Below are 24,649 nucleotides of genomic sequence, written 5' to 3' on the forward strand. Positions count from 1 at the left end.
CAAGCAAAAGGAGGAGTTTCTTTGAACGATCGTCAAGCAGCATTAGAACAAGCGTTAAAGCAAATTGAGAAGCAGTTTGGAAAAGGTTCAATTATGAAGCTAGGGGAGCAAACAGATCGTCAAATTTCGACGGTATCGAGCGGCTCTCTTGCCCTTGATATTGCGCTAGGCGTAGGAGGATATCCGCGCGGACGGATTATTGAAATTTACGGTCCGGAGTCTTCGGGGAAAACAACGGTTGCCCTTCACGCGATTGCAGAAGTGCAAAAGCAAGGAGGTCAAGCTGCATTTATTGATGCGGAACATGCGTTAGACCCTATTTATGCTGAAAAATTAGGGGTTAATATCGATGAATTGTTGCTTTCACAGCCAGATACAGGAGAGCAAGCGTTAGAAATCGCCGAAGCACTTGTGCGAAGCGGGGCAGTTGACATTATCGTCATTGACTCAGTCGCAGCTCTTGTTCCGAAGGCAGAAATTGAAGGGGAAATGGGGGATGCTCACGTTGGATTGCAGGCGCGACTCATGTCCCAAGCGCTACGTAAACTATCAGGCGCCATCAACAAATCTAAAACGATTGCTATCTTCATTAACCAAATAAGGGAAAAAGTGGGAGTTATGTTTGGAAATCGATATATGGTTGCTTAATTTCGTTACATGTTCACAAATTGTAGTTCTTTCTATATCCTCTCTCTAGGAGGAGATATGATTTGGTTGTTAAAGTGGGAAATAGAACATTTAGAAATATAGAGCAGTGGCAAGTTGATTATATCGTTCAAAATTCGAACAAGAAATTAACCGAAATATCGCGTGAAACACGGTTAGATCCTCGAAGGATTGGGGAAATCATCAAACTTTTAGGAATACAGAGGCAGAGACATTGGAAGGTGTATTTACCCAAAACAGAAGAGGTTGAGAGGGAGTTAAGAAATCCTTATTTATCCCACGTAGAGATCGCTAAAAAGTATGGTGTAACTGATACTTGTGTGGCAAAGAGAAGAAAAGAACTTGGGGTGAAGGTTCGACGGAAAAACTTTGATACACAAATCGAGCAACAGGTTGAACAAATTCTTGAACAACTTGATCTAGCGTATATAAAACAAAAACGAATAGATAAATGGTCTATTGATTTTTATCTTGGAAGAAAACATTGTATCGATGTCCATGGTGAATGGGCTCACTCAACAAAAAAGGTACAAGATCGAGATGTTAGAAAGAGAGAATATTTATCAAAAAAAGGCTATCGTTATTTGGTTATATACGAAAAAGAACTACAAAATATTGAACATGTAACAGAAAAAATTAAGCAATTTACTCTGGGTTTCCCTTGCTAGTGATAGCAAGAAAAAAACCTTGTGAACCCGATTGCCTAGGGGTGTGCGAAGTTTGTATACTTCGTGCTAACGGTGGAGCCCTCCAAGATTTATGGGGTAATACCGTGCCAAGCCTTACTACTTTTATAGTAAGGAAGGTGTAGAGACTACCGAAAGGGGCATATGTTGCCACTGAGTAGGGTACAGCAGAGGATAGGCTACTGCTGGAAGCGCAAGGCTCTCCATGTTTGGAGATGAAGATATAGTCCACCCTATAGAGATGGTAAATCTATAGGATGTGCCAGAGACAACTCCTGGAGGCCGTGCATTAAAGTTTTATGCGTCTGTTCGTTTAGAAGTGCGTCGTGCAGAACAAATTAAACAAGGCAACGACATGGTTGGAAATAAGACGAAAATTAAAGTTGTGAAAAACAAAGTGGCGCCGCCGTTTAAAACAGCGGATGTAGATATTATGTATGGCGAAGGAATTTCAAAAGAAGGCGAAATTATTGATATGGGTGCTGAACTCGACATTATTCAAAAAAGTGGCGCTTGGTATTCATATAAAGATGAGCGACTAGGACAAGGGCGAGAAAATGCAAAACAATTTTTAAAGGAAAATCCACACATTATGGAAGAAATTGCGCGTGAAATTCGCCAACATTATGGCATTACAGCAGGGGCATCGACGACATCTGTGCGCGAAGATGATCTAGACTTTTTAGAATAATAAAAAGGTCGCCTTGCTTCAATAAAAAAGTGATTATGTGCATATATAGTTATGGAAAGGGTGCTCCGTTATTTCTGGAACACCCTCTTTTTTTGGAAAATAAAGCGATATGAAACGCTTTCCCACAATGACAAGCCTTGACAATATGGAAGGTCACCTTTAAAATGTACATGTATATTTGACAATTTTGAAGTGTATGTTGAATGGTTGCAATGTACATGCCGACATTGATGAAGTAACGAATTTATAGCAAGAGGAGGTGAGGACAATGGGTGAAACGATCATCTCCGCTTTGCTTGCCCTAGTCGTCGGTGCAGTTGTTGGCTTTTTTGTTCGTAAATCCATTGCCGAGGCAAAAATTGGTGGTGCACAAGCAGCTGCCAAACAAATGATCGAAGAAGCGAAACGAGAAGCAGACGCATTGAAAAAAGAGGCGCTTCTTGAAGCAAAGGATGAGATTCACAAACTTCGCGTTGAAGCAGAACGAGAAATTCGCGAACGAAGAAGTGAGTTACAAAAACAGGAAAACCGTTTGTTGCAAAAGGAAGAGAATCTCGATCGAAAGGATGAAGCGTTAAACAAGCGAGAAGCATTGCTTGAAAAGAAAGAGAATTCTCTGAATGAAAGACAACAGCATATTGAAGAGATGGAAAGCAAAGTGGAAGAACTCGTTCGAAAAGAACAAGCTGAACTAGAGCGCATTTCTAGTTTGACGCGTGATGATGCACGCCAAATCATTTTAGAACGTGTAGAAAAAGAACTTTCGCATGAAATTGCGCTCATGGTTAAAGAAGCAGAAACGAAAGCGAAAGAAGAAGCGGATAAAAAAGCAAAAGAAATTTTATCGCTTGCCATTCAACGTTGTGCTGCTGATCATGTAGCAGAAACAACTGTATCTGTTGTGAACTTGCCGAATGACGAAATGAAAGGCCGAATCATCGGACGTGAAGGGCGTAACATTCGTACATTAGAAACGTTAACAGGTATTGACCTTATCATTGATGATACGCCGGAAGCGGTCATTTTATCTGGTTTTGATCCGATCCGTCGTGAAACAGCGCGCATCGCGCTAGATAAACTCGTTCAAGACGGGCGTATCCATCCAGCACGAATTGAAGAGATGGTCGAGAAGGCGAGAAGAGAAGTGGATGAGCATATTCGTGAAGTGGGAGAACAAACGACGTTTGAAGTTGGTGTCCACGGATTGCATCCAGATTTAATTAAAATTTTAGGGCGTTTGAAGTTCCGTACAAGCTATGGACAAAATGTGCTTAAACATTCGATGGAAGTTGCATATTTAGCTGGTTTAATGGCAGCTGAGTTAGGGGAAGATGAAATGCTCGCAAGACGAGCAGGTCTCCTTCATGACATCGGAAAAGCTGTTGACCATGAAGTAGAAGGAAGCCATGTCGAAATCGGGGTAGAGCTCGCGACGAAATATAAAGAGCATCCGGTTGTCATTAACAGCATTGCGTCCCATCATGGCGATACGGAACCGACGTCGATTATCGCTGTTCTTGTCGCTGCTGCAGACGCTTTATCTGCTGCTCGACCAGGCGCTCGTAGCGAAACATTGGAAAACTACATTCGTCGACTTGAGAAGCTTGAAGAAATTGCTGAGTCGTATGAAGGTGTTGAAAAATCATATGCTATCCAAGCTGGACGTGAAATTCGTATCATGGTTAAGCCAGATCTAATTGATGACTTGGAAGCGCACCGTTTAGCGCGTGATATTCGCAAGCGTATCGAAGAAGAACTTGATTACCCAGGGCATATTAAAGTCACGGTGATTCGCGAAACACGAGCTGTTGAATACGCAAAGTAAAAGCTACTCCTTATTCGGGGTAGCTTTTTCGTATTGATAAATGCTTTATTTTGTGCGAAACTGAAAAATAGAGATCATGAGCATAGAAAGGGTAGTACGATGAAAATATTATTTATCGGTGATGTCGTGGGGCAACCGGGACGAAAAATGATTGATGAATATGTGCCGAAACTGAAAGCAAAATATAAGCCTCATGTCATTGTTGTGAACGGTGAAAATGCAGCGGGCGGAAAAGGGATTACCGAAAAAATATATCGTCGTTTTGTAGAGATAGGAGTGCATGTAGTAACGCTTGGCAATCACGCGTGGGATAATCGTGAAGTTTTCGAATTTATTGACCAAGCGAAAGTGCTCGTTCGTCCAGCCAATTTTCCAATAGGTACACCTGGAAAAGGGATCGTATTCGTTCATGTGGAAGGATATGAGGTAGCGATCATTAGCTTACAAGGAAGAACATTTTTACCAGCGATCGATTGCCCATTTAAAAAAGCGGATGAATTAGTCGAGATGGCGCTTGCGCGAACTCCTTTTATTCTCGTTGATTTTCATGCAGAAGCAACGAGTGAGAAACAAGCGATGGGATGGTATTTAGATGGCCGAGTAAGCGCAGTAGTTGGCACGCATACACACGTTCAAACAGCTGACTCGCGCATTTTGCCAAATGGAACAGGATATATTACTGATGTCGGGATGACGGGTCCCTATGACGGTATTTTAGGGGTTGATCGCGAAGCTGTATTGCGCAAATTTTTAACAGGACTTCCGGTTCGATTTGAAGTGACGACTGGTCGGGCACAATTGAATGCTGTGCTCATTGAAATAGACGAAAAAAGTGGAAAAACAAGGTCTATCCAACGAATTATCATCAATGACGATCATCCGTATTTTGACTAGTTCCTCTTTTAAGATTTTTCTGAAAAAATACATATCATAGCAGGAATACGAGCAAACAGGGACGAATATATAATGAACAGTACAACTTTTCATAAGCAATTGTTAGAAACGAGGAGGAGCTAGAAATGGAAATATTAAAAGTTTCAGCAAAATCTAATCCTAATTCCGTAGCTGGTGCACTTGCAGGCGTGTTAAGAGAACGCGGTGCAGCTGAAATTCAAGCCATTGGCGCAGGTGCATTAAATCAGGCCGTTAAGGCAGTAGCGATCGCGCGAGGATTCGTAGCACCGAGCGGAGTTGATCTCATTTGTATTCCTGCGTTTACGGACATTCAAATTGATGGGGAAGAGCGGACAGCAATTAAGCTTATTGTTGAGCCGCGTTAATACACATAAACCTGTTTGCTTACATAGCAAACAGGTTATTTTTATCATATGCTAAAAGACGAATGTTCGTATGGAGGGGTCGTTGTGCGTATATTTGACGCTCATTGTGACGTTTTATATCAACTATTTTGTGACCAAGATGTATCGTTTGAGCGGAGTTCATCGCTACATGTCACATACGATGGATTGAAGCAGGCCGGTGTAACTGTACAAGGATTTGCGATTTATATTCCGAAACATGTCAGACCAGAGTCACGCTTTTTTGTCGCGTTAGAGATGATTGATTATTTTTACGAGAAAATTGTGTCGCAACCGAATATGAAAGTTGTTCGCTCAAAAAAAGAAATCGATCAACTACAACCGAATGAAATTGGAGCGATGCTCACATTAGAAGGATGTGAAGCTATAGGAGAAAGTTTAACGCAGTTGCGCACACTTCTTCGCCTCGGTGTTCGTTCTGTTGGTTTAACGTGGAATGATGCGAATATGGTAGCAGACGGTGCTCTAGAGCAACGTGGGGGAGGGTTGACGAGATTCGGAAAAGAAGTCGTTCAATTATTAAATGAACAACAGTGTTGGACAGATGTATCTCATTTAAGTGAACGAGCGTTTTGGGATGTTATGGAATTAGCTCACTATCCGATCGCTTCACATTCGAATGCATATACGCTTTGTCCGCATCCTCGCAATTTGCGTGATGATCAAATTCAAGCGCTCATTAAGAAAAATGGAGTCATCGGTGTGACGTTTGTTCCGCAATTTTTGCGTCACGATGCCCATACGACAACGGTGACAGATGTATTACGGCATGTCGATCATATTTGTTCGTTAGGTGGAGAAAATCACATCGGTTTTGGATCTGATTTTGACGGTATGTTTGAAACGGTTGATCAATTGGAAAATGTTTCTCATTATCCGCATTTCATTGATGAATTGTTAAAGCATTTTAAAGAGGAGCAGGTAAAAAAATTTTTGTTTTGCAATTTTTATGAGCGAATCCCCCAATAAAATCGAAAGAAAAATTCACATTTTTGTAACAAATATGTTGCAATTTTTTTTCAATAGGGCTAGAATGAAAGCGTTTAGTATATGAAATTTTTCAAAAAATTTATTAAGCGAAATGGTAGAGCTTTTTTTGGAAAAGTGCTACACTTATAATCGTAAAACGTTACGTTACAATTGATGGAACTTTAAAGGGGTGTAAGACATGATTAGTCAACTTTCGTGGAAAGTTGGAGGACAACAAGGGGAAGGTATTGAAAGTACGGGAGAGATATTCTCCATTGCGCTCAACCGACTAGGCTACTATTTATACGGTTATCGCCACTTTTCATCTCGCATTAAAGGTGGCCACACGAACAATAAAATTCGTGTTAGCACGACACAAGTTCGTTCGATTGCCGATGATCTTGATATATTAGTAGCTTTTGACCAAGAGACAATTGATTTCAACTTTCATGAGTTACGTCAAGGTGGGATCGTCATCGCAGACGCGAAGTTTAATCCGACGATTCCGGACGAGTCAAGAGCTACGTTGTATGCGGTTCCATTTACAGATATTGCAACAGAATTAGGAACAGCATTAATGAAAAACATGGTTGCAGTCGGAGCTTCTAGCGCAGTACTCGGTCTCGATATTAGCGTATATGAAGGGGTCGTTCAGGAGATTTTCGGTCGCAAAGGCGAACAAGTTGTTGCAAAAAATATGGAAGCGATCAGAGCGGGCGCTCAGTTTATGCGTGAACAGCTTGGCGACAACATTCAATTAATGCAGCTTGAAAAAGCAGATGGCAAAAAGAGAATGTTTATGATTGGAAACGACGCGATTGCGCTTGGCGCACTTGCTGGCGGTTCACGTTTTATGGCTGCTTATCCAATTACACCTGCATCTGAGATTATGGAATATTTAATTAAAAAGCTTCCGCAGTTTGGTGGCACGGTCATTCAAACAGAGGATGAAATTGCTGCTTGTACAATGGCTATTGGTGCAAACTATGCGGGTGTGCGTACGTTAACAGCTTCGGCTGGGCCGGGTCTTTCGCTCATGATGGAAGCGATCGGATTAGCTGGAATTACAGAAACGCCGATTGTCATTGTTGATACGCAACGCGGTGGCCCAAGTACAGGTCTTCCGACGAAACAAGAGCAGTCAGATTTAATGGCTATGATTTACGGTACACATGGTGAGATTCCGAAAGTAGTCATCGCTCCGAGTACTGTACAAGAAGCGTTTTACGATATGGTCGAAGCGTTTAACATTGCAGAAGAATATCAATGCCCAGTCATCGTTTTAACAGACTTACAACTTTCGCTAGGAAAGCAAACTGTTGAGCCGCTAGAGTACGACAAAATTGAAATTCGTCGCGGCAAGCTTGTCACAGGAGAACTTCCTGAAATTCCGGACAAAGGTTGCTTCAAACGATATGAAGTGACTGAAGACGGTGTGTCACCACGCGTATTGCCGGGAATGAAAAACGGTATTCACCATGTGACAGGTGTTGAGCACGATGAAACAGGTCGTCCTTCTGAAGTAGCAGCGAACCGTATTGCACAAATGGATAAGCGTTTACGCAAGTTAAAACATATTCAATTCCCGACACCAGTTCATAAACATGTGAAGCATGAAGAAGCAGATATATTAATTGTCGGATTTAACTCGACGCGCGGGGCGATTGAAGAGGCGATGGAACGATTAGAACGCGATGGTATAAAAGTGAACCATGCTCACGTTCGTCTCATTCATCCATTCCCGACGGAAGAAATGTTGCCGCTTGTGCAATCAGCGAAAAAAGTTGTTGTCGTTGAAAATAACGCAACAGGACAACTTGCCAACATCTTAAAAATGAACGTTGGACATGCTGAGAAAGTATTTAACGTGTTGAAGTATGATGGCAACCCGTTCTTACCGCACGAAGTTTATACAAAATGCAAGGAGTTGTTTTAAACATGGCGACATTTAAAGATTTCCGTAATAACATTAAACCGAACTGGTGTCCAGGTTGCGGCGACTTTTCTGTGCAAGCAGCCATTCAGCGCGCAGCTGCCAACGTTGGACTTGAACCACATGAACTTGTTGTTGTCTCTGGAATTGGTTGTTCAGGTCGTATTTCTGGTTACATTAACTCATATGGCTTCCATGGTGTTCATGGCCGAGCGCTTCCAATTGCTCAAGGGGTAAAAATGGCAAATCGCGATTTGACTGTCATTGCTGCTGGTGGCGACGGTGACGGATTTGCGATCGGAATGGGGCATACAATTCATGCTATTCGACGTAACATCGACATTACGTACATCGTCATGGATAACCAAATTTACGGTTTAACAAAAGGTCAAACATCACCGCGTAGTGAAGTTGGATTTAAAACGAAGAGTACACCACAAGGGTCAGTTGAGCCAGCGTTGTCGATTATGGAAATGGCATTAACAGCAGGGGCAACATTCGTCGCTCAAAGCTTTTCTAGCGATTTAAAAGAGTTGACGCAATTAATTGAAGAGGGCATGAAGCATAAAGGGTTCTCACTCATTAACGTATTTAGCCCTTGCGTCACATACAATAAAGTGAACACGTACGATTGGTTTAAAGACAATTTAACAAGCTTAAGTTCAATTGAAGGATACGATCCGTCTAATCGCGAAATGGCGATGCAAACGTTAATGAAACATAAAGGGCTTGTGACAGGGCTTATTTATCAAAATAAAGAGCGCAAATCATATCAAGATCTTGTGCCGGGTTATAGCGAAAAACCACTAACTGAAGCGGATTTAACAATTAGTAAAGAAAAATTTGATCAACTCGTTGCAGAGTTTATGTAAGATAGGAAAGAGGGTGGTAGAGGCCATCCTCTTTTTCATGGAAAAAACATTGTTTAAAAGTCCGGAAAATAATATACTATGTTAGTGTGCATGTATGAACAAAAGAAAGGAGAATAACGATGAACGAAAAGCAACGTTTACAGTACACAGCACAAATTGAAACAGATCATCCAACGGACAAAAAATCCGCTTTGGATGACAATTTACAGCGTCTAAAGCAAAAAACGAGCCAAGACTATGAAAAATATTTTTCAACTGTATTTGTTCCCCCATCTTTGAAAGAAGCAAAAAAACGCGGAAAAGAGGAAGTAAAATATCATAAAGATTTTTCTATTCCTGAAGAATTTCGTGGTATGGGGAACGGTCGCAAATTTTACATTCGTACGTACGGCTGTCAAATGAACGAGCATGACACAGAAGTGATGGCCGGTATTTTTATGGCACTTGGTTATGAGCCGACGGATCGTCCAGAAGATGCAAACGTCATTTTGTTAAATACATGTGCGATTCGTGAAAACGCGGAAAACAAAGTATTCGGAGAAATTGGCCACTTAAAGCCATTGAAACAAAACAACCCTGATTTATTGCTTGGGGTATGTGGCTGTATGTCGCAAGAAGAGTCAGTTGTTAATAAAATTTTAAAACAATTCCAATACGTTGATATGATTTTTGGTACGCACAATATTCATCGTCTTCCGTATATTTTGAAAGAAGCGTACATGTCAAAAGAAATGGTTGTTGAAGTATGGTCAAAAGAAGGCGATGTCATTGAGAATTTACCGAAAGTGCGAAAAGGAAATATTAAAGCATGGGTTAATATTATGTACGGTTGCGATAAGTTTTGTACGTACTGTATTGTTCCATATACACGTGGCAAAGAGCGCAGCCGCCGTCCAGAAGATATTATCCAAGAAGTGCGTCACTTAGCTGCACAAGGATATAAAGAAATTACTCTTTTAGGACAAAACGTGAATGCGTATGGAAAAGACTTTACCGATATGAAATATGGCCTCGGGGATTTAATGGATGAATTACGCAAAATTGATATTCCACGCATTCGTTTCACTACAAGTCATCCGCGTGATTTTGATGACCGTTTAATCGAAGTGTTGGCGAAAGGCGGAAATTTAGTTGAGCACATTCACTTGCCTGTACAGTCTGGAAGTAGTGAAGTGTTAAAAATGATGGCGCGTAAATATACGCGTGAACAATATTTGGAGCTTGTTCGTAAAATTAAAGAAGCCATTCCAGGTGTCGCGCTTACAACGGATATCATTGTCGGATTCCCGAATGAAACGGATGAGCAATTTGAAGAAACGTTATCGCTCTATCGCGAAGTCGAATTTGATTCAGCATTTACGTTCATTTACTCGCCACGTGAAGGAACGCCAGCAGCGAAAATGGTTGACAACGTGCCGATGGAAGTGAAAAAAGAACGTTTACAACGATTAAATGCATTAGTAAACGAAATTTCCGCGAAGAAAATGAAGGAATATGAGGGACAAGTTGTCGAAGTATTAGTAGAAGGGGAAAGCAAAAACAATCCGGATGTCCTCGCGGGATATACGCGCAAAAACAAGCTTGTTAACTTCGTTGGACCAAAGTCCGCGATCGGTCAACTTGTGAACGTGCGAATTACAGAAGCGAAAACGTGGACGTTAAACGGAGAAATGGTAGAAGAAGCGATTGAGGTGAAATAAGGTGGCGAAATATACGAAGGATGACATCGTACAAAAAGCAAAAGAATTAGCTAAAATGATTGCTGAAACAGAAGAAGTGGAGATTTTTAAACAAGCAGAAGCAAAAATTCATGAAAATGAAAAAGTGCGCACGATGATTGCTAAAATTAAATCGTTACAAAAACAAGCTGTCAACTTACAACATTATGGAAAAATCGAAGCGCTAAAAAAAGTGGAAGCAGAAATTGACGACATTTACGAACAGCTATCAGACATTCCAATTGTAGAACAATTTAAACAATCGCAAGTAGAAATTAATGATTTATTGCAACTTGTTGCATCCACCATTTCAAAAACTGTGACAGACGAAATTATTACATCGACAGGTGGCGATGTGTTGCGTGGCGAAACAGGTGCTCAAGTGAAACATAGCCATTGCGGTCATTGTCATGAATGAGTCCATTTCATATGGGCTCTTTTTTTATTTTTCGCACATATTTCGAAGGAGTTGCATACAATGAACTATACGGAATGATTGTTTTTTTTATGTACACTTTTATGCTTCCTGTGCATAGGATAAAATGAACAATGCATTTTTGAGGAGGGTTTGTTTCATGTCCCAATACAGAGAAATTATTACAAAGGCAGTCGTGGGAAAAGGACGAAAGTTTACGCAATCGACACATACCGTTTCCGCGCAACATCGTCCGACGAGCGTGCTCGGTTGCTGGATTATTAATCATCGATACGAAGCGAAAAAAGTGGATCGTAGTGTTGAAATTCACGGGAAGTATGATGTGAACGTTTGGTATTCGTACAACGATAATACGAAAACGGAAGTGTTGACAGAAACGGTATCGTACACAGATGTCATTCCGTTAAAGTATCGTAATGAAGAGCTGATTAGTGAAGAACAAGAAGTGATTGCGCGCGTTGTTCAACAGCCAAATTGCTTAGAATGCACGATCGCCCCGAACGGAAATAAAGTCACTGTGGAAGTAGAGCGCGAGTTTGTTGCGGAAGTCATCGGGGAAACGAAAGTCCGCATCGCCGTCGTGGATACATCATCAGACGAGGTAGATGAAGATATTGATGCAGAATTAGAACAGCTAGATGAAGAGCTTCTTCAAGAAGAAAGCAATAAAAACTAGGAAGTTTATTCTTCCTAGTTTTTATTTTTTGTTATAATAATTGAAGTCAATATTTTGGGCGTTGGAGGAAAAATCATGGCTTATACACCAATGATTCAGCAATATTTAACAATTAAGTCACAATATAAAGATGCCTTTTTGTTTTTTCGTCTCGGTGATTTTTATGAAATGTTTTTTGAAGATGCCATTAAAGCGTCACAAGAGTTAGAAATTACTTTGACAAGCCGCGATGGCGGCGGGGAAGAACGAGTGCCGATGTGCGGTGTCCCTTATCATTCGGCTGCCATGTACATCGAGCGTTTAATTGAGAAAGGCTATAAAGTTGCGATTTGTGAACAAGTCGAAGATCCAAAAACGGCCAAAGGGGTTGTGCGTCGAGAAGTTGTGCAACTCATTACCCCTGGAACAGTGATGGAAGGAAAGCAACTAGAAGAGAAAGCAAACAACTATTTAGCTTCATTAACGTCATTTGAAGATGGGACGTACGGATTTGCATATACGGATTTAACAACCGGTGAAAGTCGTATGACGATGCTTCATTCATTTGAAGATGTATTCAATGAAATTTACTCGATTGGCACAAAAGAAATCGTTGTCGCGACCGAGTACAAAGAACAATGTCAACCTCTGAAGGAGCGATATGCTCTTACCATTTCATGTGAAGATGAAACAATGATTCCACCTTCTTGTGAATCGATTGTTTCTCATTTGAAACAAGAAAAATTACTTGTGACGTTTGGAAGGTTATTAAATTATTTAATTAAAACGCAAAGACGAAATTTAGCCCATTTACAGCCTGTAGAGTTGTATGAAGTTGATGCACATATGAAAATTGATGTGTATTCCAAACGAAATTTAGAGTTAACAGAAACGATTCGAACGAAAGGGAAAGCGGGCTCTCTTTTTTGGCTTCTTGATGAGACGATGACAGCCATGGGTGGTCGTTTGCTTAAACAATGGATTGACCGTCCATTATTAGATCGTGAAAAAATTGAGCAGCGATTACACATCGTTGAACAACTGCTCATGCATTATTTCGAGCGACAAGAATTACGCGAATATTTGCGCGGTGTATATGATTTAGAGAGACTCGCTGGGCGTGTGGCGTTTGGAAATGTGAATGCCCGCGATCTCATTCAATTGAAAAAATCGTTAAAGCAAGTACCGTTCATTTCTACCCTTCTGATGAACATGCGTGACGAGCATATTCAATCATTTGCCCAACATTTAGATGCATGCGAGGACCTTGTTCAATTGTTAGAAGAGGCGATTGAAGAAAATCCGCCGCTTTCTGTGAAAGAAGGTGGAATTATTAAAGATGGTTATAACGAAACGTTAGATCGATTTCGGGATGCTAGTCGAAACGGAAAAACATGGATTGCGCAGTTAGAAGCGAAAGAGCGGGAGTTAACAGGAATTAAGTCGTTAAAGATTGGTTACAACCGAGTGTTTGGATATTATATCGAAGTAACAAAAGCAAATTTGCATTTGTTGCCAGAAGGACGATATGAACGCAAACAAACGTTAGCTAATGCCGAACGATTTGTGACGAAAGAGTTGAAAGAAAAAGAAGCGCTCATTTTAGAAGCAGAAGAAAAAAGTATGGAACTAGAATACGAACTGTTTGTTTCTATCCGTGAACAAGTGAAGAAATATATTGTTCGTTTACAAAAATTATCCAAATATATAAGCCAACTAGACGTTTTACAATGTTTTGCTACTGTCAGTGAAAAATATAACTACTGTAAGCCGCAGTTTTCTTATGATCGCCGTCTTGTCATTCAACAAGGGCGACATCCTGTTGTGGAGAAAGTGCTAGGATCGAACGTCTACGTTCCAAACGACTGTTATATGGATGCCGAACGAGAAATGCTCCTCATTACAGGTCCAAATATGTCTGGGAAAAGCACATATATGCGTCAAATTGCCTTAACAGCTATTATGGCGCAAATTGGGTGCTTTGTTCCAGCACAAGAAGCGATATTACCGATTTTTGATCAAGTGTTTACGCGGATTGGTGCGGCTGACGATTTAGTGGCAGGTCAAAGCACATTTATGGTGGAAATGTTAGAAGCGCGTCATGCGATCGTCCATGCGACACAAAACAGCCTTATTTTATTTGATGAAATTGGTCGAGGAACATCCACATATGATGGGATGGCGCTTGCTCAAGCGATGATCGAATACATTCACGATCGCATTGGTGCCAAAACGTTATTTAGTACCCACTATCATGAATTAACAGCGCTTGAACGACGATTGCCGCGTTTAAAAAATGTTCATGTTAGCGCAATTGAAGAAAATGGCACCGTCATCTTTTTGCATAAAATTAAAGAAGGTCCAGCGGATAAAAGTTACGGTATTCATGTAGCCCAATTAGCGAAGTTACCGTTAGATTTAATTCAAAGAGCGGAACAAATTTTACGTGAATTTGAAATAAATTCAACAGGTGTGGTGAAAGAAAATAGAGAAACATTTGAGCAGTTAAGTATGTTTGAGGAGCAACACCAAGAAGAGCGTTTGAGCGTATCGAAAAAAGAGAAAGAAGTGATCAAGCGCATCCAGTCTCTTCAGTTGCTTGATATGACACCGCTTGAAGCGATGAATAAACTATATGAAATTCAAAAGCTATTAAAATGAAAGGAGGGAAATTGTGGGGAAAATTCGTAAGCTGGATGATGCGTTAGCAAATAAAATTGCGGCAGGAGAGGTCGTTGAGCGTCCAGCTTCTGTCGTGAAAGAACTTGTTGAAAATGCGATCGATGCCCATAGTACGATCATTGAAGTACAGTTAGAAGAAGCGGGATTAGCGAAAATTCGCGTTGTTGACAATGGTGATGGATTAGAAGAGGAAGACTGTTTTTTAGCGTTCGAACGGCACGCAACGAGCAAAATTAAAGATGAGGCGGATTTATTTCGTATTCGTACGCTCGGTTTTAGAGGGGAAGCGTTACCTAGTATTGCCTCTGTCTCACATTTGGAACTGAAGACGAGCACAGGGGAAGGTCCGGGAACGTTGCTCATCTTAAAAGGTGGAGAGCTTGTACAAAATGGTCGGACGAGCAGTCGAAAAGGAACGGATATTACCGTTTCGCACTTATTTTTCAATACGCCAGCTCGCTTAAAATACATGAAAACGATTCATACGGAACTTGGTCATATTGTTGATGTGATGAATCGTTTAGCACTTGCTCATCCACATATTTCGTTTCGATTAACACATAATGGGAAGCAGCTGTTTTATACGAACGGAAATGGGGATGTGCGGCAAGTATTAGCAGCTATTTACGGATTTGATGTTGCGAAAAAAATGGTTGCGATTTATGCAGAAACGCTTGATTTTACGATTGACGGCTATGTTGCTTTACCTGAAGTGACGCGCGCTTCCCGGAACTACATGACAACGATTGTAAATGGACGATATATTAAAAACTATCCGCTATATAAAGCGATTGAAGAAGGATATCACACGCTTCTTCCGATTGGCCGGCATCCGATTGCATTTTTAAATATCGTCATGGATCCGCTTCTTGTAGATGTGAACGTTCATCCAGCGAAGTTGGAAGTGCGTTTTAGTAAAGAAGGGGAATTAAATGAACTTGTTCAACAAACGATTCGTCAAGCATTTCAAAAAAAGACGTTAATTCCTGAGGTAACGGCACCGCGAGTAGAAAAGCCGAAAACAGAGCAACAAACGTTTTCGTTTGAACATATTGTGAAAGAATCGCATATTGTTCCTCCGCGTACAACGATTTCACATCATGAACAAGAAAAGAAAAAAGAAGAACGAATGGTGTTAGAGGAACGGGAAGAACGTGTTTACGAGAAGGATACGAAGCCGCTTGATGTCGAACCAATCGTTGAAAATAAACATGTAACAGCTGAAACAAATCAAGAGCGCATTCCGCCATTATATCCGATTGGACAAATGCATGGGACGTATATTTTAGCTCAAAATGAAAATGGTTTGTATATTATTGACCAACATGCGGCACAAGAGCGGATCAAATACGAATATTTCCGTGAAAAATTAGCAACCGTTACAAATGAATTACAGCCGTTGCTTATCCCATTGACGCTCACTTATTCATCAAGCGAGTATGTACTGATCGAAAGCTATCGCGAACAGTTAGCTGCTTGCGGTGTGTTTTTAGAGCCATTTGGTCATAACAGTTTTATTGTTCGTTCTCATCCTCAATGGTTTCCAAAAGGGGAGGAAGCTACAATTATTGAGGAAATGATTAAGCAAGTGTTAACGATGAAAAAAGTAGACATAAAGCAACTTCGCGAAAAAGCAGCAATCATGATGAGTTGTAAACAGTCGATTAAAGCGAACCAATTTTTGCGCAACGATGAAATATTTGCGTTGCTTGAATCGTTGCGTAAAACAAGCGATCCGTTCACATGTCCACACGGTCGTCCGATTATTATTCACTTTTCTACTTATGAATTAGAAAAAATGTTTAAACGAGTCATGTAAAAGCGGATGTTTTTCATCCGCTTTCAAATAAAAATTTTTTAAAATGAGATGATAAAATGTACATCGTTTGTCTATAATAAATAAATGTGAATTAGCGTGGAAAGTAGTGGTATTTTATGGGAGAGAAAGTCGTTGTGTTAATTGGTCCAACGGCTGTAGGGAAAACAAAAATGAGCATAGAGTTGGCCAAGCGTTTACATGGAGAAATTATTAATGGAGACTCGATGCAAGTATATAAAGGATTAGATATTGGAACCGCTAAAATTCGTCAAGAAGAAATGGAAGGCGTACCACATCATTTATTGGATATAAAGGAACCGCACGAATCTTTTTCTGTTGCAGAGTTTCAGACGCTTGCTCGTTCGCTCATTACAGATATAACAAAACGCGGAAAACTGCCGATCATCGTTGGTGGTACAGGGCTATACATTCAATCTGTGATTTACGATTATCAATTTTCAGATGCACCATCAAATGAAGCGTATCGCCAGTCGCTAGAACAATGCTCACCGCTTGAACTTTACGAGCGACTCAAACAAATTGATCCGCTAAGTGCGGAACGTATTCATCCGAATAACGTTCGTCGTGTCATTCGTGCATTAGAAATTTATCATTGCACAGGGAGAACAATGACAGAATGGCTAAAAGAACAAAAAAGGAGACTCGTGTATAACGCAGCGCTCATTGGATTGACGATGGAACGTGAGAAACTATATGAGCGCATTAATGAACGGGTAGATCAAATGATTGATCGAGGGTTGATTGAAGAAGTGAAACGATTGTATGAACAAGGTTTACGCGACTGTCAAGCGATTCAAGCGATCGGTTATAAAGAGCTATATGCATATTTAGATGGACAAATCACGCTTGAAGAGGCGATCGAACAGTTGAAACAAAACTCTCGTCGTTATGCGAAACGTCAGTTTACATGGTTTCGTAATCAAATGCCTGTTCAATGGTTTGACATGACTGATGATACAATGTTTGAAAGGCGAGTAAATGAAATTTCGCATTACATAGAAGGAAAGTTTCACTTTGAGGCGAATATATAGACGTAATGTAGAGAGAAAAGAGGAGGACGAAGTAATGAAAAACACAATAAACATTCAAGACCAGTTTTTAAACCAATTGCGCAAGGAAGAAACGACGGTTACTGTATTTTTACTCAATGGATTTCAATTGCGTGGTTTAGTAAAAGGATTTGACAATTTCACGGTGTTATTGGAAGTAGATGGAAGACAACAATTAATTTATAAACATGCGATTTCTACGTTTGCACCTCAAAAAAATGTGAAAATTGAAATGGAGTAAGCCAAATCGCTCACCATATCGGTGGGCGATTTTTTCGTTAGGCATTTGTCACGAAATGGGCGACAACAGCGTATATTGATAAAAGAAGCAACGATGAAGGAGAGGTGACGTCGCCTTGTCAGAGTTGACGATGAAGCAAACAAAAAGTCAAATTAATATTGTGCTTAATGCAAAAAACGTCAATTACTTATCGAAAGAAGAAACGACAAATCGAATTGATTATCATCAACATGCTGTGTTAAAAGAGATTCAAAAAGAACTAGATGAATTAGTCGGGTTAAATGAAGTGAAAAAATTAATTAAGGAAATTTACGCATGGTTATATATTAATAAAGCACGTCAAGCCAATGGATTAAAAGGGAATAAACAATCGCTTCATATGATTTTTAAAGGAAATCCTGGGACAGGGAAAACAACAGTGGCCCGTATTCTTGGAAAGTTATTTTTAGAAATGAACGTCTTATCTAAAGGACACTTTATTGAAGCAGAACGTGCAGACTTAGTTGGGGAATATATTGGACATACAGCGAATAAAACGCGCGATTTAATAAAAAAAGCGCGGGGTGGGATTTTATTTATTGACGAAGCGTATTCACTTGCACGCGGAGGAGAGAAAGATTTTGGAAAAGAAGCAATTGATACGTTAGTAAAAGGAATTGAAGATTTTTCGGATGATTTAGTCGTTATTTTAGCGGGATATCCAGCTGAAATGGATTATTTTTTGTCGTTAAATCCAGGATTACCTTCCCGCTTTCCGTTGATGCTCGAATTTCCTGATTACACAACGGAAGAACTTGTACAAATCGCAAAACAAATGCTCCATATAAGAGAATACGAGCTTACTTCTGAAGCCGAGCGAAAGTTGCGCGAACATATTGAACAACTACTAGCTGGGGGATATCAAAGAAAATTTAGTAACGGTCGCTACATTCGAAATTTGATTGAAAAAGCAATTCGGAAACAAGCGGTACGTTTGTTGCATGAAGGGCGCTATGACAAAAAAGAACTAATGATCATACGAGAGAGGGATTTAGTTGTTGAATAGAGAGGGAAAGGGGAATTTTGAAAGATAAAAAAGCAGGAGCCTCCTTTGAGGTCTCCTGTTTTAGTTGTTTGTTTTTAACGATTTATTCGGCAATTTCCAGTTGTATGTATACGATAAAATGCGCAATGTCGCAACGACAATAAACAATACATATAAGCTAATTGGAGAATGTGCGATGCCGGTTCCGACCGCAACGCCCGCTAAAATCGCCCAAACAGCATAAATTTCATCACGCAATACGAGAGGTTTTCTTCCCGCCAATACATCGCGAATCATTCCGCCTCCACTTCCAGTCAATACAGCAGCAACAATGACTGCACTTAACGGGTGATTCATTTGAACAGCATATAATGCTCCTTGAATGGCGAAGGCTGACAATCCGAGAGCATCAAAAAAGTTTCCCCAACGTTGCCAATGTGGTAGCATTTTGTGTGGAAACAAATAGACAATAGTCATCGCGATAAACGCGATGAAAAAAAGTGTTTGCTGTTGCCAAAGAACAGATACCGGTACGCCAATTAATACGTTGCGCACAGCACCGCCGCCGAATGCGGTTACAATTCCGAGAATGTATACACCTAAAATATCGTATTCCTCTTCCATAGCGACAATCGCTCCGCTAATCGCAAAAGCAACAGTGCCAATTATACTTAATACTTCCCAAGTCATCATCGCAATCCTTTCTGTTATGTAACATTACGTTAAAATTTTATGTATAAAATATAAAAAAATCAATGATCATTTTTCGGCCATAGCGCTTTTAAACTAGATTTGTTATGATGAGAACAGATGTTCAATAGGAAAGAGGGGAAATATGGAAAAGGAACGAGTCATTATTGTTGGATGTCAATTGCCACATGTTGATGATGAACGATTTTCGTATTCGCTAGAAGAGCTTGTTTCGCTCGTTCATACAGCAAATGGCGAGGTAGTCATCACCCTTACGCAAAAACGGGATACGATTCACTCGGCTACATATATCTGAAAAGGAAAAGTCGACGAGCTCGTGCGTCTTGTCGAACAATTTGAGCCAGATGTCGTTATTTTTAATGACGAACTGTCGCCAAGCCAAAACCGTAACTTAACAAAGTTGTTAAACGTACGCGTCATTGACCGAACGCAGCTTATTTTAGACATTTTCGCAAGCCGCGCGCGCTCCAAAGAAGGGAAATTACAAGTCGAACTTGCCCAATTGCAATACATTTTGCCGCGCTTAAGTGGGCAAGGCGCAGCACTTTCCCGATTAGGTGGTGGAATTGGAACGAGAGGACCGGGGGAAACGAAGCTTGAAACAGACCGCCGTCATATTCGCCGCCGCATCGATGAAATTAAAGCGCAACTAAAAGTCATTGTCGAACATCGCGAACGCTATCGCGAGCGGCGGAAGAAAAATGCGGTGTTTCAAATCGCGCTCGTCGGCTATACGAACGCTGGGAAATCAACGCTTTTTAACCGCCTAACGAATGCGGATGCGTTTGAAGAAAATTTATTGTTTGCTACACTAGATCCGCTCACGAGAAAACTTGTGCTGCCAAGCGGTTATACCGCGCTGTTGACGGACACGGTCGGCTTCATTCAAGACTTGCCGACAACGCTCGTCGCGGCGTTTCGTTCGACGCTAGAAGAAGTGAAAGAAGCCGATTTTATTTTACATATTGTCGATTCATCGAATCCGAATTATATTCAACATGAACAAACAGTTTATCGCTTGCTCGAAGAATTGGAGGCGACGACGATTCCAATTGCGACGATTTATAACAAACGAGACATTGTCCTTCCAAGCTTTGTTCCAAGCCCGAAAACCGATTATATGTTAGTGAGTGCGTTTCATGAACAAGACGTTCAAAACTTGCGCCAATTTATCGAAGAAAAAATAACTGAAGCAATGGAGCGTTACGACGTGACGATTCCAGCGTTTGAAGGAAAATTGCTGGCACAGCTAAAAGCAGAAACGATTGTGCGACACATGCACTACAACGAACAAAGCGGCATGTATGAATGCAGCGGCTACTTATTGCGAGAACATCCACTTTTGTTACAACTAAGAACATACCAAAAATAGAAAGGGTTTTTTTATGTTTCAACATTTAACACACGGAGAAATGATTTCTGCACTCGTTAAAGAAATTGAAGCACAAATTGCGCCGATTCATCGGGCGATTGACGAGCGCATTGACTACAATCAATATCGCGTATTACAAAGCTTTCGCCGTTATCAAGTAAGCGACGCACATTTTATTCCGTCGACAGGGTATGGCTATGATGACATGGGACGCGACACGCTTGAAAAAGTGTATGCGGACGTATTCGGTGGGGAAGCGGCGCTCGTTCGTCCACAAATTATTTCTGGTACGCACGCCATTACAATTGCCTTATTCGGTATTTTACGTCCGGGTGATGAACTTTTGTACATTACCGGCAAACCGTACGATACGCTAGAAGAAATCGTTGGCATTCGCGGCAAAGGAATTGGTTCATTAAAAGAGTTTCATATCGGCTACAACAGCGTACCGCTTACAAACGAAGGAAAAGTCGATTTTGCAGCGGTCAAACAAGCAATCAATGAACGAACGAAAATGATCGGCATTCAACGCTCTAAAGGGTATGACCCACGCCCGTCGTTTACTATTGCTGAAATTAAAGAAATGATTGATTTTGTAAAAGCCATCAAACAAGACGTTGTCGTTTTTGTCGATAACTGTTACGGGGAATTTGTCGAAGAACAAGAGCCGTGCCATGTCGGCGCTGATTTAATCGCTGGTTCGCTCATTAAAAATCCTGGGGGTGGATTAGCGAAAACAGGAGGATATCTCGTTGGTAAACGCGAATATATTGAAATGTGTGCATACCGAATGACATCACCGGGAATTGGGGCAGAAGCGGGCGCCTCGTTATACAGTTTACAAGAAATGTATCAAGGTTTTTTCTTAGCACCACATGTCGTCGGACAAGCGTTGAAAGGGGCGGTCTTTACGGCGGCGATGCTCGAACGCATCGGCATGAATACGTACCCGACATGGAACGCTACACGTACGGATTTAATTCAATCGGTACAATTTGACGATGCTGAGCAAATGATTGCGTTTTGTCAAGCCATTCAATTTGCCTCACCGGTCAATGCGCACTTTACTCCATATCCGAACTATATGCCAGGATATGAAGATGACGTCATTATGGCGGCAGGCACATTTATTCAAGGGGCAAGTATTGAGCTATCAGCCGATGGACCTATTCGCCCGCCATATGTTGCATACGTGCAAGGGGGATTGACGTACTCACACGTTAAAATTGCTGTTTGTATCGCGATTGATCGGTTGCTTGAGAAACAATTAATTAAATTATAAAATATTTTCAGAAAAAAACATGTGATAAAATGTAACATATTATTGACATATAAAATAACATAGAATAAAATAAAAATACGTATTACGTAAGGAGGGGTCGACATGAATAGTCACATTCGTCGCTCCATGCCGTTATTTCCTATCGGTATCGTTATGCAGTTAACGGATTTATCAGCGCGACAAATTCGCTATTATGAGGAACACGGTCTCGTTTCACCTGCGCGAACAGAAGGCAATCGTCGGTTATTTTCGTTTAACGACGTGGATCGGTTGCTCGAAATTAAAGATTTAATTGAACAAGGTGTGAATTTAGCAGGCATTAAACAAATTTTTGCCTCACGTCAACAACAGCACGTAGACACCGTACCACCTGTCGCGCCAAAAGTAGTGAAACAAGATTTATCCGAAGCGGAATTACGCAAACTGTTACGTGCCGAATTAATGGAAGCGGGTCGTTTGAATCGTGCCTCACTTCGTCAAGGGGATATCGCTCGCTTTTTCCATTAAAATTTATGTTTTTTACACAAATGATTTTTTATTTTGGGGGAGGAATATGTAATGGCTAAGTACACAAAAGAGGATATTTTTCGTATTGTAAAGGAAGAAAATGTAAAGTATATTCGTTTACAGTTTACAGACATTCTTGGCACGATTAAAAACGTCGAAATCCCTGTAAGCCAACTACAAAAAGCGCTCGATAATAAAATGATGTTTGACGGATCGTCAATTGAAGGATTTGTCCGTATTGAAGAATCAGATATGTATTTATATCCTGATTTAGATACATTTGTTATTTTCCCATGGACAGCTGAAAAGGGAAAAGTAGCTCGTTTCATTTGTGACATTTACAATCCAGATGGCACACCATTTGAAGGTTGCCCTCGTTATAATTTAAAACGTGTATTGAAACAAATGGAAGAGCTCGGATTTACAGAGTTTAACCTAGGCCCAGAGCCAGAGTTTTTCTTATTCAAGTTAGATGAAAAAGGAGAGCCGACGTTAGAGTTAAACGATAATGGCGGTTACTTCGATTTAGCACCAACGGATTTAGGTGAAAACTGCCGTCGTGATATCGTATTAGAGCTAGAAGAGATGGGTTTTGAAATTGAAGCCTCTCACCATGAAGTCGCACCGGGCCAACATGAAATTGACTTCAAGTATGCCAATGCGGTAAAAGCGTGCGATGACATTCAAACCTTTAAACTTGTTGTAAAAACAGTAGCACGCAAACACGGTTTACATGCGACATTTATGCCAAAACCTCTCTTTGGTGTAAACGGTTCGGGCATGCATTGCAACTTATCGCTCTTTAAAAATGGTGAAAATGCCTTTTTTGATCCGAATGGTCAATTGCAACTAAGCGAAACAGCATTGCAGTTTATTGCGGGTGTGTTAAAGCATGCTCCAAACTTTACAGCGGTAACAAACCCAACAGTGAACTCATATAAGCGTCTCGTTCCGGGTTATGAAGCCCCTTGTTACGTTGCATGGTCAGCACGCAATCGTAGCCCATTGATTCGTATCCCGGCATCACGTGGCATGAGCACGCGTATTGAAGTGCGTAGTGTAGACCCAGCGGCAAATCCATACTTAGCGATGGCTGTATTGTTGGCTGCTGGATTAGACGGCATTAAAAATAAATTGACACCGCCAGCACCGGTTGACAGAAACATTTATGTGATGACGAAAGAAGAGCGTTTAGAAGAAGGTATTGTTGATTTGCCTGCAACATTAGCGGAAGCGCTCGAAAACTTAAAATCCGATGAAGTAATCGTAAATGCACTTGGTAAACATTTATTTGAACATTTCGTTGAAGCAAAAGAAATTGAATGGGATATGTTCCGCACAGCGGTACATCCGTGGGAACGCGAACAATATATGAGCCTTTACTAAAAAAGCTAACGGTTTTTCCGTTAGCTTTTTTAATGAATTGAGCGGTATACGCCAATCACTTTTCCTAAAATCATTGCATTCGAAACAATGATCGGTTCCATGGATGAATTTTCAGGTTGCAGGCGAATATGGTCTTTCTCTTTAAAGAAGCGTTTGACGGTTGCTTCGTTTTCTTCTGTCATCGCTACAACGATATCTCCGTTATTAGCCGTTTGTTGTTGACGGACGATCACGTAGTCTCCGTCTAAAATACCAGCCTCAATCATACTTTCTCCGACAATTTGTAACATAAATACTTGGTCATCTGGTGAGACGAATCGTTCTGGAAGAGGGAAATATTCTTCAATGTTTTCGATTGCGGTAATCGGTTGTCCAGCTGTTACTTTTCCGACGATTGGAACGTTGACGACGTTTGTCTTTGGGATGGATTCGTACTCGTCCAAAATTTCAATGGCGCGTGGTTTTGTTGGATCGCGTCGAATGAAGCCTTTGCTTTCTAAACGAGCTAGATGACCGTGAACGGTTGAACTTGATGCTAAACCGACTGCTTCTCCAATTTCCCTCACTGATGGTGGATACCCTTTTGTGCGTACTTCTTGTTTAATGAAATCTAATATTTGTTGTTGTCGTTTTGATAATTTCGCCATTCTTATACACCTCTTCCTTTTCATCTTTGCCCATATTATAACATAATTTTTGTTTTGAATACAAACATAAGTTCGAAAATATAGTTGACACGAACAAAAGTTCTCGTTATTATAAAAACAAACAAACGTTCTGTTTTT

At 40.7% G+C, this 24,649-nt stretch carries 20 protein-coding genes and 3 pseudogenes; 21 read left to right on the forward strand and 2 right to left on the reverse strand.

Features of this window, described 5'->3' with window-relative positions:
* Window positions 1-21: 21 nt before the first annotated feature.
* From recA to spoVK, 17 genes and pseudogenes are all read left to right on the forward strand, one after another.
* Window positions 22-630, forward strand: a pseudogene (gene recA, locus JV16_RS02100) (recombinase RecA); the annotation flags it as partial.
* 80 nt (window positions 631-710) lie between these two features.
* A complete protein-coding gene (locus JV16_RS02105; RefSeq protein WP_009362677.1) occupies window positions 711-1,334 on the forward strand; it encodes a DUF559 domain-containing protein in 624 nt (207 codons plus the stop codon).
* A gap of 280 nt (window positions 1,335-1,614) precedes the next feature.
* A pseudogene (locus JV16_RS02110) lies at window positions 1,615-2,043 on the forward strand (recombinase RecA family protein); the annotation flags it as partial.
* Between the two features lie 268 nt (window positions 2,044-2,311).
* Entirely contained in the window at window positions 2,312-3,868 is a 1,557-nt protein-coding gene (rny, locus tag JV16_RS02115) for a ribonuclease Y (RefSeq protein WP_021094603.1), read from the forward strand.
* Between the two features lie 99 nt (window positions 3,869-3,967).
* Window positions 3,968-4,762 carry a TIGR00282 family metallophosphoesterase gene (locus JV16_RS02120; protein ID WP_021094604.1) on the forward strand — a complete coding sequence of 265 codons (795 nt, stop codon included), beginning with the start codon at window positions 3,968-3,970 and terminating at the stop codon, window positions 4,760-4,762.
* Window positions 4,763-4,887: 125 nt separating this feature from the next.
* Window positions 4,888-5,148, forward strand: coding sequence for a stage V sporulation protein SpoVS (spoVS, locus tag JV16_RS02125; RefSeq protein ID WP_003181955.1), 261 nt, complete (start codon window positions 4,888-4,890; stop codon window positions 5,146-5,148).
* A 48-nt stretch (window positions 5,149-5,196) separates the two neighbouring features.
* A complete protein-coding gene (locus tag JV16_RS02130; protein WP_042534000.1) occupies window positions 5,197-6,156 on the forward strand; it encodes a dipeptidase in 960 nt (319 codons plus the stop codon).
* Between the two features lie 199 nt (window positions 6,157-6,355).
* Entirely contained in the window at window positions 6,356-8,092 is a 1,737-nt protein-coding gene (locus tag JV16_RS02135; protein WP_021094606.1) for a 2-oxoacid:acceptor oxidoreductase subunit alpha, read from the forward strand.
* 2 nt (window positions 8,093-8,094) lie between these two features.
* On the forward strand, window positions 8,095-8,961 hold the full coding sequence (locus JV16_RS02140) for a 2-oxoacid:ferredoxin oxidoreductase subunit beta (RefSeq protein WP_021094607.1): 867 nt from the start codon (window positions 8,095-8,097) through the stop codon (window positions 8,959-8,961).
* Between the two features lie 119 nt (window positions 8,962-9,080).
* On the forward strand, window positions 9,081-10,661 hold the full coding sequence (miaB, locus tag JV16_RS02145; protein WP_021094608.1) for a tRNA (N6-isopentenyl adenosine(37)-C2)-methylthiotransferase MiaB: 1,581 nt from the start codon (window positions 9,081-9,083) through the stop codon (window positions 10,659-10,661).
* 1 nt (window position 10,662) lies between these two features.
* A complete protein-coding gene (locus JV16_RS02150; RefSeq protein WP_021094609.1) occupies window positions 10,663-11,097 on the forward strand; it encodes a YlbF/YmcA family competence regulator in 435 nt (144 codons plus the stop codon).
* Window positions 11,098-11,254: 157 nt separating this feature from the next.
* Window positions 11,255-11,791 carry an outer spore coat protein CotE gene (locus tag JV16_RS02155; RefSeq protein WP_021094610.1) on the forward strand — a complete coding sequence of 179 codons (537 nt, stop codon included), beginning with the start codon at window positions 11,255-11,257 and terminating at the stop codon, window positions 11,789-11,791.
* Window positions 11,792-11,866: 75 nt separating this feature from the next.
* Window positions 11,867-14,431: a DNA mismatch repair protein MutS gene (gene mutS / locus JV16_RS02160; RefSeq protein ID WP_021094611.1), complete on the forward strand. Its 2,565-nt coding sequence runs from the start codon at window positions 11,867-11,869 to the stop codon at window positions 14,429-14,431.
* 13 nt (window positions 14,432-14,444) lie between these two features.
* Complete coding sequence (gene mutL, locus JV16_RS02165) at window positions 14,445-16,271, forward strand: DNA mismatch repair endonuclease MutL (RefSeq protein ID WP_021094612.1); 1,827 nt, start codon at window positions 14,445-14,447, stop codon at window positions 16,269-16,271.
* 116 nt (window positions 16,272-16,387) lie between these two features.
* Window positions 16,388-17,323: a tRNA (adenosine(37)-N6)-dimethylallyltransferase MiaA gene (gene miaA / locus JV16_RS02170; RefSeq protein ID WP_021094613.1), complete on the forward strand. Its 936-nt coding sequence runs from the start codon at window positions 16,388-16,390 to the stop codon at window positions 17,321-17,323.
* A gap of 34 nt (window positions 17,324-17,357) precedes the next feature.
* On the forward strand, window positions 17,358-17,582 hold the full coding sequence (gene hfq / locus JV16_RS02175; protein ID WP_009362664.1) for an RNA chaperone Hfq: 225 nt from the start codon (window positions 17,358-17,360) through the stop codon (window positions 17,580-17,582).
* Window positions 17,583-17,697: 115 nt separating this feature from the next.
* On the forward strand, window positions 17,698-18,627 hold the full coding sequence (gene spoVK / locus JV16_RS02180; RefSeq protein WP_019418281.1) for a stage V sporulation protein K: 930 nt from the start codon (window positions 17,698-17,700) through the stop codon (window positions 18,625-18,627).
* Window positions 18,628-18,687: 60 nt separating this feature from the next.
* On the opposite strand, the gene JV16_RS02185 is transcribed toward spoVK, so the two are convergent.
* Window positions 18,688-19,296: a trimeric intracellular cation channel family protein gene (locus JV16_RS02185; protein WP_035063111.1), complete on the reverse strand. Its 609-nt coding sequence runs from the start codon at window positions 19,294-19,296 to the stop codon at window positions 18,688-18,690.
* Window positions 19,297-19,441: 145 nt separating this feature from the next.
* Here JV16_RS02185 and hflX point away from each other — a divergent pair.
* From hflX to glnA, 4 genes and pseudogenes are all read left to right on the forward strand, one after another.
* Window positions 19,442-20,689 (forward strand): annotated as a pseudogene (gene hflX, locus JV16_RS02190) (GTPase HflX).
* Between the two features lie 13 nt (window positions 20,690-20,702).
* The gene (locus JV16_RS02195; protein WP_042534002.1) at window positions 20,703-21,971 is read left to right on the forward strand and encodes a methionine gamma-lyase family protein; all 1,269 of its coding nucleotides are present in this window, start codon (window positions 20,703-20,705) and stop codon (window positions 21,969-21,971) included.
* 102 nt (window positions 21,972-22,073) lie between these two features.
* Window positions 22,074-22,478: a MerR family transcriptional regulator gene (locus JV16_RS02200; RefSeq protein ID WP_021094619.1), complete on the forward strand. Its 405-nt coding sequence runs from the start codon at window positions 22,074-22,076 to the stop codon at window positions 22,476-22,478.
* A gap of 51 nt (window positions 22,479-22,529) precedes the next feature.
* Window positions 22,530-23,864 (forward strand): type I glutamate--ammonia ligase, encoded by a 1,335-nt coding sequence (gene glnA, locus JV16_RS02205; RefSeq protein ID WP_021094620.1) that lies wholly within the window; start codon window positions 22,530-22,532, stop codon window positions 23,862-23,864.
* A 29-nt stretch (window positions 23,865-23,893) separates the two neighbouring features.
* On the opposite strand, the gene lexA is transcribed toward glnA, so the two are convergent.
* Window positions 23,894-24,511 carry a transcriptional repressor LexA gene (gene lexA / locus JV16_RS02210; protein WP_021094621.1) on the reverse strand — a complete coding sequence of 206 codons (618 nt, stop codon included), beginning with the start codon at window positions 24,509-24,511 and terminating at the stop codon, window positions 23,894-23,896.
* Between the last annotated feature and the right edge of the window lie 138 nt (window positions 24,512-24,649).

Source organism: Anoxybacillus ayderensis (genome assembly GCF_000833605.1).
In the GTDB taxonomy this organism is placed as follows: domain Bacteria; phylum Bacillota; class Bacilli; order Bacillales; family Anoxybacillaceae; genus Anoxybacillus; species Anoxybacillus ayderensis.